Origin of the sequence: Streptomyces sp. Act143 (genome assembly GCF_003143935.1) — a bacterium.
Lineage (GTDB): Bacteria > Actinomycetota > Actinomycetes > Streptomycetales > Streptomycetaceae > Streptomyces.
This window is the reverse complement of sequence record NZ_QFRX01000001.1, coordinates 6406728-6419863: the sequence shown is the minus strand read 5'-3', so window position 1 is coordinate 6419863 and position 13136 is coordinate 6406728. Positions and strand designations below refer to the sequence as shown.

At 70.6% G+C, this 13136-nt stretch carries 15 protein-coding genes; 8 read left to right on the top strand and 7 right to left on the bottom strand.

The window, feature by feature from the left end; genetic code table 11:
* The first annotated feature begins 59 nt into the window (after positions 1 to 59).
* Complete coding sequence (locus tag DI272_RS29385) at positions 60 to 311, top strand: hypothetical protein (protein WP_018845686.1); 252 nt, start codon at positions 60 to 62, stop codon at positions 309 to 311.
* Positions 311 to 703, top strand: coding sequence for a DNA-binding protein (locus DI272_RS29380; protein WP_109498224.1), 393 nt, complete (start codon positions 311 to 313; stop codon positions 701 to 703). Before DI272_RS29385 ends, DI272_RS29380 begins: the two co-directional genes overlap by 1 nt.
* Positions 704 to 823: 120 nt before the next feature.
* Here DI272_RS29380 and ychF read toward each other — a convergent pair whose 3' ends face one another.
* On the bottom strand, positions 824 to 1912 hold the full coding sequence (gene ychF / locus DI272_RS29375) for a redox-regulated ATPase YchF (RefSeq protein ID WP_109498223.1): 1089 nt from the start codon (positions 1910 to 1912) through the stop codon (positions 824 to 826).
* A gap of 317 nt (positions 1913 to 2229) precedes the next feature.
* Between ychF and DI272_RS29370 the strand changes: the two genes are divergently transcribed.
* On the top strand, positions 2230 to 2643 hold the full coding sequence (locus DI272_RS29370) for a DUF6542 domain-containing protein (protein ID WP_375138076.1): 414 nt from the start codon (positions 2230 to 2232) through the stop codon (positions 2641 to 2643).
* A 73-nt stretch (positions 2644 to 2716) separates the two neighbouring features.
* On the opposite strand, the gene ppgK is transcribed toward DI272_RS29370, so the two are convergent.
* Positions 2717 to 3463 (bottom strand): polyphosphate--glucose phosphotransferase, encoded by a 747-nt coding sequence (gene ppgK, locus DI272_RS29365; protein ID WP_109498221.1) that lies wholly within the window; start codon positions 3461 to 3463, stop codon positions 2717 to 2719.
* 48 nt (positions 3464 to 3511) lie between these two features.
* Positions 3512 to 4522, bottom strand: a complete 1011-nt coding sequence (locus tag DI272_RS29360) for a 4-hydroxy-3-methylbut-2-enyl diphosphate reductase (protein WP_109498220.1) — start codon at positions 4520 to 4522, stop codon at positions 3512 to 3514.
* A 116-nt stretch (positions 4523 to 4638) separates the two neighbouring features.
* On the opposite strand from DI272_RS29360, the gene DI272_RS29355 reads away from it, so the two are divergent.
* Positions 4639 to 6009 (top strand): APC family permease, encoded by a 1371-nt coding sequence (locus DI272_RS29355; protein WP_109498219.1) that lies wholly within the window; start codon positions 4639 to 4641, stop codon positions 6007 to 6009.
* Positions 6010 to 6048: 39 nt separating this feature from the next.
* Here DI272_RS29355 and DI272_RS29350 read toward each other — a convergent pair whose 3' ends face one another.
* Positions 6049 to 7557 carry a choice-of-anchor A family protein gene (locus tag DI272_RS29350; protein ID WP_109498218.1) on the bottom strand — a complete coding sequence of 503 codons (1509 nt, stop codon included), beginning with the start codon at positions 7555 to 7557 and terminating at the stop codon, positions 6049 to 6051.
* An 82-nt stretch (positions 7558 to 7639) separates the two neighbouring features.
* Here DI272_RS29350 and xseA point away from each other — a divergent pair, with 82 nt between their 5' ends.
* The 3 genes from xseA (at position 7640) to DI272_RS29335 (ending at position 9831) form a co-directional block, all read left to right on the top strand.
* Positions 7640 to 8848: an exodeoxyribonuclease VII large subunit gene (xseA, locus tag DI272_RS29345; protein WP_109498217.1), complete on the top strand. Its 1209-nt coding sequence runs from the start codon at positions 7640 to 7642 to the stop codon at positions 8846 to 8848.
* Between the two features lie 9 nt (positions 8849 to 8857).
* Positions 8858 to 9100: an exodeoxyribonuclease VII small subunit gene (locus DI272_RS29340; protein ID WP_109498216.1), complete on the top strand. Its 243-nt coding sequence runs from the start codon at positions 8858 to 8860 to the stop codon at positions 9098 to 9100.
* Positions 9101 to 9240: 140 nt separating this feature from the next.
* On the top strand, positions 9241 to 9831 hold the full coding sequence (locus DI272_RS29335) for a malonic semialdehyde reductase (protein WP_109498215.1): 591 nt from the start codon (positions 9241 to 9243) through the stop codon (positions 9829 to 9831).
* A gap of 65 nt (positions 9832 to 9896) precedes the next feature.
* On the opposite strand, the gene DI272_RS29330 is transcribed toward DI272_RS29335, so the two are convergent.
* Positions 9897 to 10430 (bottom strand): DUF4245 domain-containing protein, encoded by a 534-nt coding sequence (locus DI272_RS29330; protein ID WP_309221675.1) that lies wholly within the window; start codon positions 10428 to 10430, stop codon positions 9897 to 9899.
* A gap of 126 nt (positions 10431 to 10556) precedes the next feature.
* Between DI272_RS29330 and glpX the strand changes: the two genes are divergently transcribed.
* On the top strand, positions 10557 to 11591 hold the full coding sequence (glpX, locus tag DI272_RS29325; RefSeq protein WP_109498213.1) for a class II fructose-bisphosphatase: 1035 nt from the start codon (positions 10557 to 10559) through the stop codon (positions 11589 to 11591).
* A gap of 81 nt (positions 11592 to 11672) precedes the next feature.
* Here the strand turns inward: glpX and DI272_RS29320 are convergent, their stop codons facing one another.
* Positions 11673 to 12050 (bottom strand): WhiB family transcriptional regulator, encoded by a 378-nt coding sequence (locus DI272_RS29320; protein WP_109498212.1) that lies wholly within the window; start codon positions 12048 to 12050, stop codon positions 11673 to 11675.
* 350 nt (positions 12051 to 12400) lie between these two features.
* Positions 12401 to 13117, bottom strand: coding sequence for a DUF1707 domain-containing protein (locus DI272_RS29315; RefSeq protein ID WP_181387346.1), 717 nt, complete (start codon positions 13115 to 13117; stop codon positions 12401 to 12403).
* Positions 13118 to 13136 lie beyond the last annotated feature (19 nt).

Here is a 13136-nt window from a genome sequence, read left to right as displayed (position 1 = left end):
CGAACCTCGGGGCGGTCATTCACACCCCCAGACTTACGACCGTCGGTAGGATCAGCACCATGAGCGGTAGTAGGAAGTATTCGATCAGTCTGCCCGAGGATCTCGCCGAGGCCGTACGCGCCCATGTCGGGCCCGGCGGTTTCTCCGCCTACGTCGCCGAAGCTCTCGAACAGAGGGTCGCCATGGACAAGCTGCGGGAGATCGTCGCCGACTTCGAGACCGACAACGAAGCTCTCACCCGCGAGGAGGTCGAGGCCGCCCGGGCGCTGCTGCGTCACGACCACCGGCAGGCCGGCGGGGCCGCCGCCTGATGCCCGGCACCCTCCTGCTCGACAGCGAAGGGCTCTCGAAGCTCTACCTCAAGGACCGTACCGTCGTGGCCCTGGTCCAAGCGGCCTCGGAAGAGGGCATCCGCGTCGCCACCAGCGCCATGACCACGCTTGAGGCCGACTACGAGCGCATCCATCCGGCCCGCATCAAGTGGATCCTCTCCCGCGTCGATGTTCACGACGTCACCAAGGAGATCACCAACCAGGCCGCCGCGCTTCTGCGCGCCCATCACCTCCACGGCCACAAGTACGCCATCGATGCCGCCTTCGCCGTCATCGCCCGCAACGCACCCCGGCCGGTCACCGTCCTCACGTCCGACCCCGAGGACCTGACACTCCTGTGCGGCCCTTCCGTGGAAGTCGTCAAGGTCTGAGGCAGCCTGACGCCGACCAGACCTGCCGCCACCCCACGTCACAGGGCAAGGACTCCACGCGGACAGACGCCTGTGCCCGACCTGCCAACAGGCGGGTCGGGCACAGTTCTTGACGAGACGTCACACGTTGAAGCGGAACTCCACGACGTCCCCGTCCTGCATGACGTACTCCTTGCCCTCCATGCGCGCCTTGCCCTTCGCGCGGGCCTCGGCGACCGAGCCGGTCTCGACCAGGTCGTCGAAGGAGATGACCTCCGCCTTGATGAAGCCCTTCTGGAAGTCGGTGTGGATCACACCGGCCGCCTCGGGGGCCGTGGCGCCCTTCTTGATGGTCCAGGCGCGGGATTCCTTGGGGCCGGCGGTGAGGTAGGTCTGCAGGCCGAGGGTGTTGAAGCCGACGCGGGCGAGGGTGGCCAGGCCCGGCTCCTCGGCGCCGACGGACTCCAGCAGCTCCATCGCGTCCTCCTCGTCGAGCTCGGCGAGGTCCGCCTCCAGCTTGGCGTTGAGGAAGATCGCCTCGGCGGGGGCGACCAGGGCGCGCTGCTCGTCCTTGAAGGAGTCGTCGGTCAGCTCGTCCTCGTCGACGTTGAAGACGTAGAGGAAGGGCTTGGTGGTGAGCAGGTGCAGGTCGTGGAGGAGCTCCGCGCGCTCGCTGCCCTGGACCAGGCCCTGGGAGAAGAGGGTGTCGCCCTTCTCCAGGATCTCCTTGGCCGCCTCGACCGCCGCCACCTTGGGCGCGACGTCCTTCTTGATCCGGGACTCCTTCTGGAGGCGCGGCAGGACCTTCTCGATGGTCTGGAGGTCGGCGAGGATCAGCTCGGTGTTGATCGTCTCGATGTCGTCCTTGGGCGAGACCTTGCCGTCGACGTGCACGACGTTCTCGTCCTTGAAGGCGCGGATGACCTGGCAGATCGCGTCCGACTCACGGATGTTCGCGAGGAACTTGTTGCCCAGGCCCTCGCCCTCGGAGGCGCCGCGCACGATGCCCGCGATGTCGACGAAGTCGACGGTCGCCGGAAGGATGCGCTGCGACCCGAAGATTTCGGCCAGCTTCGTCAGACGCGCGTCCGGAACGCCCACGACACCGACGTTGGGCTCGATCGTGGCGAACGGGTAGTTGGCCGCGAGCACGTCGTTCTTGGTCAGGGCGTTGAACAGGGTCGACTTGCCGACATTCGGCAGACCGACGATTCCGATCGTGAGCGACACGTTGCGACTTCCCGTACGTGAGGAGGAGTGGACGAGGGCTGGGGGGCAGGGCCTGCCCTGGCGGGCCGATCCACCAGTCTACGGCGTGCCCGGCCCCCTCCCGGCGACGAGTCGAACGCTTGGCCAAGGTCCGTCCTCCGGCGTGTCTGAGGAGGGATTCTGCACATAAACCGACCTAAGTTGGTCCAGTGGAGCAACACAGGACGCGACCCCCGCACATCCGAGCGCGCCGCGAGAGGCCTTCCCTGCCCCCGCAGGCGGCCCGCGGCGCGCGCCGTCCTGCCGCGGCGGCCCCCGTACGACGCCCCGCTCCGCCGGTGGTGCAGGCGGTCCGCCGCTTCCCCAACCCCCGGCTCACCGGACTGGGCGGCGGTCTGTTCTGCGCGGCGGCCATGCTGGCGCTCGGCGCCCTGGACGCGCTGCTGTTCGGTTCGTCGCTGACGGCGTACGGGGTGCTGTTCCTGCCGGTGTGCGTGCTGACGGCCGTCTGGGTGCGGCGGGGCGATCTCGCGACCGCGCCCGTGGTGGTGCCGATCGCCTTCGCGGCCGGGCTGCTGCCGGTGGCCGACGGGGAGGGCACCGGGGGCCGGCTGATGGGCCTGGTGACCGCCCTCGCCACCCAGGCCGGGTGGCTGTACGGGGGGACGCTGATCGCCGGTGTGATCGTGATCGTACGGAAGGTTCGCCTGGCGGCCCGGCGCCGAGCGGCCGCCGCCGCCCAGCGCCGTTGACGCCGTCAGGGTTTCCGTAGGCCCGCCCAGGCCTGCCCACGCCGCCCAGGCCCGCCCAGGGGCTCATGCCTGCCTAGGCCTGCTGCACCGCCCGCATCGCCGCCCCCACGATCCCCGCGTTGTTCTGGAGCTGCGCCGGGACGATCTCGGCCTTGATGTCCTCGATGAAGTGCAGGAACTTGTGGGACTTGCGGCTGACGCCGCCGCCGATGATGAACAGCTCGGGCGAGAAGAGCATCTCGACGTGTGCGAGGTACTTCTGGACGCGGTGCGCCCAGTGCTCCCAGGTCAGCTCGCCGTCCTCCTTGGCCTTGCTGGAGGCGCGCTTCTCCGCGTCATGGCCGTGCAGTTCGAGGTGGCCCAGCTCGGTGTTGGGGACCAGGACGCCGTCGGCGAAGACGGCGCTGCCGATGCCGGTGCCGAAGGTCAGCAGGATGACGGTGCCCTTGCGGTCGCGTCCGGCGCCGAAGTTCATCTCGGCGACGCCCGCCGCGTCCGCGTCGTTGACCACCGTGGTCGGCAGGCCGCCGAGCCGCTCGCCGAACAACGCGCGCGCGTCGGTGTCGATCCAGCTCTTGTCGACGTTGGCGGCCGTGCGGATCGTCGATCCGCCCGTGACCACTCCGGGGAAGGTGAGCCCGATCGGGCCCGTCCAGCCGAAGTGGTCGACGACCTGCTTGACGCCGTCCGCCACGCCGTCCGGCGTCGCCGGTTGCGGGGTGAGCACCTTGAAGCGCTCCTCCGCGAGGTCGCCCTTGTCGAGGTCCACAGGGGCGCCCTTGATCCCGGATCCACCGATGTCCACGCCGAAGATCTGCATGGCCCTACGTTACGACGGACGACTGACAGTCACTCCCCGAGGTGGCCTTCACTGCCCGGCGGTGCCCTTGCGCTCCGCGACCAGCGCCGCGGCCTCCTCGCGCAGGTCCCGGCGCAGCTCCTTGGGCAGGGAGAAGGTGATGGACTCCTCGGCCGCCTTCACCAGCTCGACGTCGCCGTAGCCGCGCTGGGCGAGGAACTCCAGGACCTCCTCGACGAGGACCTCGGGCACGGACGCGCCGGACGTGACGCCGACCGTCGTCACGCCCTCCAGCCAGGCCTCGTCGATCTCGCTCGCGAAGTCGACCAGGTAGGCATCCCGGGAGCCCGCCAGCTTGGCGACCTCCACCAGCCGCTTGGAGTTGGAGGAGTTGCGGGAGCCGACCACGATGACCAGCTCGGCCTCGGCGCCCATCTGCTTCACCGCGAGCTGACGGTTCTGCGTGGCGTAGCAGATGTCGTCGCTGGGCGGGGAGATGAGCTGCGGGAACTTCTCCTTGAGCGCGTCGACGGTCTCCATCGTCTCGTCGACGGACAGGGTCGTCTGGGAGAGCCAGACCACCTTCGACTCGTCGCGGACCTCGACCTTGGCGACGTCGGCGGGGCCGTCGACGAGCTGGATGTGGTCGGGGGCCTCGCCGGAGGTGCCGATGACCTCTTCGTGGCCCTCGTGCCCGATCAGGAGGATGTCGTAGTCCTCGTTGGCGAAGCGGACGGCTTCCTTGTGGACCTTGGTGACCAGCGGGCAGGTGGCGTCGATGGTGGCGAGCTTGCCGCGCGCGGCCTCCTCGTGGACGACAGGGGCGACGCCGTGCGCCGAGAACATGACGATGTTCCCGGGCGGCACCTCCTCCGTGCGCTCGACGAAGATGGCGCCCTTCTTCTCCAGGGTCTGCACGACGTACTTGTTGTGGACGATCTCGTGCCGGACGTAGACCGGAGCGCCGTACTGCTCCAGGGCTTTCTCGACGGCGATCACGGCGCGGTCCACACCCGCGCAGTAGCCCCGGGGGGCGGCGAGCAGGACACGGCGGCCAGGCGAAGCAGTCATGCGTCCCATCGTAAGGCCGCGCTCGACGGGTCAAAGATCGCATTGTTGGCGAGACTGGCCGGGAAGTGTGAAGGGCGGGGAACGGGCGACTTCAGGCAACAGGTGCGGCACTGGCGGAGGCGCGGATGTCCGAGACCGGCACGACCACCCGGGCGGCGGAGAACGCCGACGACCTGCGGCGCAGCCTCGGCTTCCGGGATCTGGTGGTCTACGGGCTGCTTTTCATCGCCCCCATGGCGCCCGTCGGCGTGTTCGGCACGCTCGACGCCAAGTCGCACGGCGCGGTCGCGCTGGTCTATGTCGTGGCCACGGTGGCGATGGCGTTCACCGCGTTCAGCTACGCGCAGATGGTGCGGGTGGTCCCCCGCGCGGGCTCGGTGTACGCCTACGCGCGCGTGGCGCTCGGCAAGGAGGCCGGGTTCGTCGCCGGGTGGATGGCGATGCTGGACTATCTGCTCATCCCGGCGGTCGCGTACCTGTTCTCCGGCATCGCGATGAACGCGCTGGTCCCGGAGGTGTCGCGGTGGGTGTGGACGGCCCTCGCGGTCGTCGTCACGACCCTGCTGAACCTGTGGGGTGTGCGGGCCGCGGCCCGGGTCGGCTTCCTGGTGCTGGCGATGGAGATCGTGGTGCTGCTGGTCTTCGCCGTCTCCGCGGTGGTGGTCCTCGCGCGCGACGGCGCGGAACGGGGCTGGCTGTCGCCGCTGTCCGGGGACGGCACGCAGGGCGCGTTCGCGCTGTCGGCGGTGATCGGCGCGGTGTCGGTGGCGGTCCTGTCCTATCTGGGCTTCGACGCGATCGCGTCCTTCGCGGAGGAGGTCACCGGCGGTTCGGAGAAGGTGGCGCGGGCGGTGCTGTTCTGTCTGGCGCTGGCGGGTGTGCTGTTCGTGGCGCAGACGTATCTGGTGGCGCTGCTGGAGCCGGTCACGTCCGCCCAGCTGGCCGCCGACCCCGGGAAGCAGGGGTCGGCGTTCTACGACGCGGTGGACGTGTCGGTGGGGACCTGGCTGCATGACCTGGTGGCCGTGAGCAAGGCGATCGGGGCGGCGTTCGCGGCGCTGGCGGGCCAGGCCGCGGCCGGGCGGCTGCTGTTCGCGATGGGGCGGGACCGGCGGCTGCCGCGGGCGCTGGCGAGGACGGACTCCGGGGTGCCGCGGGTGGCGGTGCTGTGCGCGGCCGTGATCACGCTGGTGGCGGCGGTGTGGGCGGCCCGCCGGGACGACGGCATGGACCACTTGGTCTCGGTCGTCGACATCGGCGCGCTGACGGCCTTCACGTTGCTGCACGCGAGCGTGGTGGGCTGGTTCGCGGTGCGGCGGGCGGGCGGCCCGGTGAGCTGGTGGCGTCATGGGGCGGTGCCGGTGGTGGGCGCGGCGATCACGGTCGCGGTGATCGTGGCGGCGTCGGGGGCGGCGCAGGTGGTCGGGGCGGTGTGGTTCGTGGTGGGGATGGCGGTGCTGGTGGGGCAGCGAGGGCGGTCGGGGGTGAGCCCGTAGCCGCCTTCGCCGCCCCTGTGGGGCTCGCGTGCCGGCGGCTCAGGCCTGGTGGCGGCCCCTGCGGCGGCGCCGCGCCCAGACGGTGAGTGCGGCGCCCGCGCCGACGAGGCAGGCGGCCGCGGCGGCGATCGGGCCCGTCGGCGTGTCGGCACCGGTGTCGGCTAGGTTGCCGCCGGGGTGGCCGGGGCCGGAGTGGTCGGGGCCGGGGTGGGGCGCGTGGGTGGTCGGCGCGGGCGGGGTGGGCGTCCCTGGCTCCGTGGTCGGCGCGGTGGGGGTCGGCGTCGGAGTCGGCGTGGGTGTCGGGGTCGGAGTCGGCGTAGGCGTGGAGGTCGGGGTCGGAGTTGGCGTGGGGGTCGGAGTCGGCGTAGGCGTGGGGGTCGGAGTCAGAGTCGGAGTGGGGGTCGGCGTAGGCGTAGGCGTAGGCGTCTCGTCCTCCGTGTCGCACGTGAGGTTCGCGTCGAACGGGAAGTAGTGGATCTCCCCCGCGTTCACCGCCTCGCCGGACGTCCCCGCGAGCGGCCCGGCGACCAGGGACTTCACGATGACGTCGCCCTCGATGTTGGACGGGTCCAGGTCGACGACATGGGCGCGGGGCGCGTAGATCGTGCCCTCGATGGTGTCGCCGTCGGCGATGGTGATCTGCGTGGCGTCCGGGAAGTCCCACAGGATGTAGGGCGCCTGGGTTCCGGAGACACCGGCCAGGTTCGGGACGTGCCAGGTGTAGTCGCCGCCGTCGGCGGTGGTGTCGACGACGATCAGCAGCGGCGTGTCCGCGCTCGGCTGGTTCAGGAAGGTCAGCACGTCCATGTTGTTGAGCTGCTCCCCCGTCAGGTGCAGCACATTGGTCTCGCCGCTGGTCAGCGAGATGGCCACGTTCGCGCCGACCGCGATGTTCTCCTGGTCCGGCAGCGGGGTGCCGCTGGTGTCGCGCAGGATCACGGTGTTGCCGCAGCCGGCCATCGAGTCGGCCCGGTCCCGGTACGTCGAGAAGAGCGACGTGAAGTCCATGGGGCTCACCGGCCCCACCGAGTCGGCGGGCTGCCGGGTGGTCAGCTCGATGCGGGGCGTCGAGTCGTAGCCGGCGCCCGAGGCCACGAGGCGGGTGTTGACCGAGGCCCCGTTGGCGTCCGTGGTCAGCGCCTGCCCGCCGGTCATGTCGCCGACCTTGACGTAGCCGTCGCTCAGCACCTTCAGCACCCCGTCCTGGCTGCTGCCCGCGTAGTCGACCTTGCCGCCGACGAGGAGCGCGGTGGGCTGCGCGTCGTCGCCGACGACGTACGAACCGGCCGTGTGCAGCGCCACGTTGTACCCGGAACCGAAGGTCAGGTCCCCGCCGACCGCGACCGGCCCCTCCGACTCGGTGCTGCCGAGGACGGCGTCGTTCTCGGTGACGACGCCGAAACCGTTGTTCCCCGCGACCGGGTTGCCGATGGTCACGGTGTCGCGGGCGAGGACCGTGCCCGGGGCGGCGGCGAGGGCCGCTCCCGCGAGAGCCGCGGAACACGCGACCCATTTGACAGTCCTTGCGGACGTATTTCCCTTTTGCATGGTCAGACGCTAAGAAGTCCGGCCCGACTTCGGGCCTCGGCGCGCCGCATCGATGTCCGTGCCTGCGGATACGCTCACCGACATGGCTGTGAACACGTCCGCGGAATCCCCCATCCCCGTCGGTGAGGTGTCGCGGCTCATCGGGGGCTGGATCGACCGGCTCGGGGCCGTGTGGGTGGAGGGCCAGATCACCCAGCTCTCCCGCCGTCCCGGCGCCGGCGTCGTCTTCCTGACGCTGCGCGACCCGTCGTACGACATCTCCGTGAGCGTCACCTGCTACCGGCAGGTGTTCGACGCCGTCGCGGACGTGGTGAGCGAGGGCGCGCGGGTCGTCGTCCTGGCGAAGCCGGAGTGGTACGCGCCGCGGGGGCAGTTGTCGCTGCGGGCCGCCGAGATAAGGCCGGTGGGGGTCGGGGAACTCCTCGCGCGGCTTGAGCAGCTGAAGAAGGCGCTGACCGCCGAGGGGCTGTTCGCGGCCGAGCGGAAGAAGCCGCTGCCGTTCCTGCCGCAGCTCATCGGGCTGGTGTGCGGGCGGGCGTCGGCCGCCGAGCGGGACGTGCTGGAGAACGCGCGGCACCGCTGGCCCGCCGTCCGCTTCGAGGTGCGCAACGTCCCCGTGCAGGGCGTGCACGCCGTGCCGCAGGTGGTGCAGGCGGTCAAGGAGCTGGACGCGATCGACGCCGTGGACGTGATCATCGTCGCCCGGGGCGGCGGCAGCGTCGAGGACCTGCTGCCGTTCTCCGACGAGCAGCTCATCAGGACCGTCGCCGACTGCCGCACGCCGGTCGTCTCCGCGATCGGGCACGAACCCGACACCCCGCTTCTCGACTACGTCGCGGATCTGCGGGCCTCCACACCCACCGACGCCGCGAAGAAGGTCGTACCGGACGTGGGCGAGGAGGTCGAGCGGGTGCGGATGCTGCGGGACCGCGCCCGGCGGTGCGTGGAGGGGTTCATCGAGCGGGAGGAGCGCGGGCTCGCGCACGCGCTGGCCCGGCCGTCGATAGAGGACCCGCACCGCATGATCGACGAGCGCGCCGACCATGTGGCATCCCTGGTCGACCGGACGCGGCGGTGCCTCGGGCACCACCTCGACCGCGCGGAGTCCGAACTGACGCACACGCACGCGCGCGTGGTGGCGCTGTCGCCCGCGGCGACCCTGAAGCGGGGGTACGCGGTGCTGCAGAAGGCCGACGGCCATGTCGTGCGCGACCCGGAGGAGGTCGGGGACGACGAGGTGCTGCGGGCGCGGGTGTCCGAGGGTGAGTTCACTGTCCGAGTCGACTCTTAGGGTGGGCGCATGACCAGCAGCAAGGTGGATGAGGCGCTCGGCTACGAGCAGGCGCGGGACGAGCTGATCGACGTCGTACGACGACTGGAGGCGGGCGGTACGACGCTGGAGGAGTCCCTCGCGCTCTGGGAGCGGGGCGAGGAGCTGGCCAAGGTGTGCCGGCGATGGCTGGAGGGGGCGCGGGCGCGGCTGGACGCGGCGCTGGCGGAGGAGGACGGCGGCGGGGAGGCCGCTGAGGGCGAGTCCGAGTAGGGAGGCGGGTCGGCGCGTTGTGAAGCGGGCCACTTCATCCCGGCATTAGTTGAAGCTTGAACTTCATCGTCCTATGGTTGAGGCGTTAACCGGTCCCCGGTCCGTTTCGGGGTCCGACGTACGTCCCCAGAAGGTTGATCATGTCTCTCGTTCTTGACCCCGCCGCCCAGGACCTGCTGTTCCGCGAGGCCCACACCGCGAACGCCTTCACCGCCGAGCCGGTGACGGACGAGCAGGTCCAGGCGATCTACGACCTGGTCAAGTTCGGCCCGACCGCCTTCAACCAGACCCCGCTGCGCATCACCCTGGTCCGCTCCGCCGAGGCCCGCGAGCGCCTGGTGCCGCTCATGGCCGAGGGCAACCAGGCCAAGACGGCCACCGCCCCGCTGGTCGCGATCCTCTCCGCGGACAACGAGTTCCACGAGGAGCTGCCGACCCTCTTCCCCGCCTTCCCGCAGGCCAAGGACGTCTTCTTCGGCGAGCGCCCGGTCCGTGAGTCCGCCGCCCGGATGAACGCCGCCCTCCAGGCCGCGTACTTCATCGTCGGCGTCCGCGCCGCCGGTCTCGCCGCCGGCCCGATGACCGGCTTCGACCACGAGGGCGTCCGCAAGGAGTTCCTGGACGACGACCACACCCCGCTGATGATCGTCAACATCGGCAAGCCGGGCGAGAACGCCTCCTACCCGCGCTCGCCGCGCCTCGCCTACGACGAGGTCGTCACCACGGTCTGAGCGGCCGCACAGCGCTGAAAAGGCCCCCGGCTTCCGAGCCGGGGGCCTTCCTCATGCGTGTCGGGTCACTTCGCCTTCAGCGCCTTCGCCATCTGCGCCAGCTGGTCGTAGCCGCCGGTGCCCGCCAGCACCGTCGTCGCGCCTTCGCCCTGGTGCACGAGCGCGTCGTAGCGGCCGCCGTCGTAGCGGATCCAGGTGCGGCCGCCGATCTCCGCGGTGGTCTCCGTCTCCTCGCCGCCCTGGCTGGCGGCGTCGATGAACGCCTCCGGCTTCTGCGTCGCGGACTGCTCGATCTGGGCGTACTCACCGCCGGGGGTGGCGAAGCCCAGGTGCCAGGACTCCGCGTCGGCGCCGTCGTAACGGACGGAGGTCGCCTTCCAGCCGCCGGACAGGCCCTCGGGCGCCAGCACCGGGTACGACGCGGCGCGGCGCGCGGTGAGCAGCTCGACGCGGTAGTCGACCTGCTTCACCTCGGGGTCGGAGTCGTCGTGCGGGATGAACAGGTAGATGACACCTGCCATGAGACCGATCAGCCCCAGGGACAGCACCATGTCCCGGATCGTCTTCTGCTTGCCGCTCTTGCCATACGAACCTGCCACGCCCCTATCGTCGCAGGTGCCCGGCCCGCTCATCCGTGGGGTCCCCTGCTCATTTTGTCGCACTGACGATAGAGTCGAGGATCGAACCCTCATCCGGCCGTCGTCGTATCAGAAAGGTGCGCCTCGATGACCGAGCATCATCATCTGCCGTCCGAGCTCGAAGTTCCCAGTGAAGCCCCCGACCGCAACCTCGCCCTGGAACTCGTCCGGGTGACCGAAGCCGCCGCGATGGCCGCGGGCCGCTGGGTCGGGCGCGGCGACAAGAACGGCGCCGACGGCGCCGCGGTGCGCGCCATGCGGACCCTCGTCTCCACCGTGTCGATGAACGGCGTGGTCGTCATCGGCGAGGGCGAGAAGGACGAGGCGCCGATGCTCTTCAACGGGGAGCGGGTCGGCGACGGCACCGGTCCCGAGTGCGACATCGCCGTCGACCCGATCGACGGTACGACGCTGACGGCCAAGGGCATGCCGAACGCGATCGCCGTGCTGGCCGCCGCGGACCGGGGCTCGATGTTCGACCCGTCCGCCGTGTTCTACATGGACAAGCTGGTCACCGGCCCCGAGGCCGCCGACTTCGTCGACATCAACGCGCCGGTGTCGGTGAACATCCGGCGGGTCGCCAAGGCGAAGCGGTCCACGCCGGAGGACGTGACGGTCGTCATCCTCGACCGGCCGCGGCACGAGGGGATCATCAAGGAGATCCGGGAGGCCGGCGCGCGCATCAAGCTGATCTCCGACGGCGACGTGGCGGGCTCCATCTACGCGCTGCGCGAGGGCACCGGCGTCGACATGCTGCTGGGCATCGGCGGCACGCCGGAGGGGATCATCTCGGCCTGTGCGGTGAAGTGCCTCGGGGGCACGATCCAGGGCAAGTTGTGGCCGAAGGACGACGAGGAGCGGGCGCGGGCGATCGACGCCGGGCACGACCTGGACCGGGTGCTGATGACCGACGACCTGGTCTCCGGGGACAACGTGTTCTTCGTCGCGACCGGCATCACCGACGGCGAGCTGCTGCGGGGTGTGCGGTACCGGTCGGAGACCGCGACGACCGACTCGATCGTGATGCGGTCGAAGTCGGGGACGGTACGGCGGATCGATTCCGAGCACCGGCTGAGCAAGCTGCGGGCTTACAGCGCGATCGATTTCGATCGGGCGAAGTAGACAGCGGGACGTCGCCGGACCCGGTGACCACGAAGGGCGCCCCCGGTGCGGAGGGGGCGCCCTTTCGTCGTTGCAGGCTGTCTAGCCTGCCTGCGCTATGCGTCCGGTCGTCCGCGCCGCCTTCTTCAGTTCCATCTCGCGGCGCCTGCGCCGGGCCAGGACCACCCGGCGTTCCGCGGCCGTCAGGCCGCCCCAGACGCCGTAGGGCTCGGGTTGCAGGAGGGCGTGCTCGCGACACTCGACCATGACGGGGCAGCGGGCACAGACCCGCTTCGCGGCCTCTTCACGGGAGAGGCGCGCCGCGGTGGGTTCCTTGGAAGGGGCGAAGAACAGGCCGGCCTCGTCGCGGCGGCACACCGCCTCGGTGTGCCAGGGTGCGTCTTGGTCCCTGTCTCGCACTGGCACCCGCTGAGCCGGAACAACAGCTACCTGCAGGGACGAATGCGGCGGTTGCAGCACGGTCTACTCCTGACGACGGCTTCGCGAGCTGGAGGGTGCCGCGGGGTTCACATGAGTGAGGCCGGTGCGTCCGGTGCGTGCGATCGCAAGGCGCCGAGTCGGCCTCGTAACGGAGCTACAAGGGCGGCTCGGCAACGCCGCGAGCGTGCGTGCCGGGCGTGCCGGGCCCCGCGTGAATCCCACGGCAACCCTCCAAGAGACGATGCAGCAAGGCCTACCCGTTGTACGCGAGCCTATGCACTGAGTTCCGAACCGCTGGATCACGGGTGGTGCCGCGCGGGAGCGCGAGTGGACCGGGGGCGGCCCGCAGTCGGATCAACTCCCTTCGCGCGACGCCTGATTCACAACCGTCAACGGTCCAGGTGTTTGCGCAAACCCTTGTCGACCTTGCGCTGCACGCGATCGAGAATGTCCGCGACGAGCTTGCCGCGCCGGGCCCGTCCCTCGATGTTGCCGAGCACGGCCCAGCCGTCCACGTAGACCACCGGCGCCTGGGGGTCGGCCGCGTCGAGCGTGTCCACCTCGAAGTTGCCCAGTACGCCGCCTCCGGTGCTGCGCAGCGAGACGTTCTCCGGGACGCGGATCTCGATGCTGCCGAAGATCGAGATCGCCTTGACCAGGACCTGCTGGTACTCGAAGAGGGCCTCGCTGAGGTCGATCTCGACGCTGCCGAAGATCGCGTACGCGTGGATGCGGCGGCCGGCCCGCCAGCGGCCCTTGCGGACGGCGCTGCTGAACACCGCGACCACGTTCTCGTCGGGGTCGACCGGGACGGCGCCCGCGGCCGGGCGGTTCGGGGCCACGGCGTACGTCGCCGTCTCCCGGCGGGCGTGCGCGGCGGGCAGGTCCTGGATGAAGACGTCCAGCTCGCCCACGGTCTTGGCGGTCAGCGCCCCCTCGACCCGCTCGGCGTGCTCGTCGGCGGTGAGGCGGCCCTCGGCGAGCGCCTCGCGCAGGATGTCCGCGACGCGGTCCCGGTCGGCGTCGGAGGCGCGCAGGCCGGGAGCGCCCGAGGCAGTGGCGGCGGGCGGGGTCGGCGTCGGCAGGTCCTGCTTCTGAAGGTCCACGGCAGCAGCGTACCGAAAC

What these genes read in the sequence shown, in the direction of transcription:
- DI272_RS29385 (WP_018845686.1), top strand. Translation starts at nt 60, where the DNA reads ATGAGCGGTAGTAGGAAGTATTCGATCAGTCTGCCCGAGGATCTCGCC.
- DI272_RS29380 (WP_109498224.1), top strand. Translation starts at nt 311, where the DNA reads ATGCCCGGCACCCTCCTGCTCGACAGCGAAGGGCTCTCGAAGCTCTAC.
- ppgK (WP_109498221.1), bottom strand. Translation starts at nt 3,463, where the DNA reads ATGCAGATCTTCGGCGTGGACATCGGTGGATCCGGGATCAAGGGCGCC.
- DI272_RS29360 (WP_109498220.1), bottom strand. Translation starts at nt 4,522, where the DNA reads ATGGGACGCATGACTGCTTCGCCTGGCCGCCGTGTCCTGCTCGCCGCC.
- DI272_RS29355 (WP_109498219.1), top strand. Translation starts at nt 4,639, where the DNA reads ATGTCCGAGACCGGCACGACCACCCGGGCGGCGGAGAACGCCGACGAC.
- DI272_RS29350 (WP_109498218.1), bottom strand. Translation starts at nt 7,557, where the DNA reads ATGCAAAAGGGAAATACGTCCGCAAGGACTGTCAAATGGGTCGCGTGT.
- xseA (WP_109498217.1), top strand. Translation starts at nt 7,640, where the DNA reads ATGGCTGTGAACACGTCCGCGGAATCCCCCATCCCCGTCGGTGAGGTG.
- DI272_RS29340 (WP_109498216.1), top strand. Translation starts at nt 8,858, where the DNA reads ATGACCAGCAGCAAGGTGGATGAGGCGCTCGGCTACGAGCAGGCGCGG.
- DI272_RS29335 (WP_109498215.1), top strand. Translation starts at nt 9,241, where the DNA reads ATGTCTCTCGTTCTTGACCCCGCCGCCCAGGACCTGCTGTTCCGCGAG.
- glpX (WP_109498213.1), top strand. Translation starts at nt 10,557, where the DNA reads ATGACCGAGCATCATCATCTGCCGTCCGAGCTCGAAGTTCCCAGTGAA.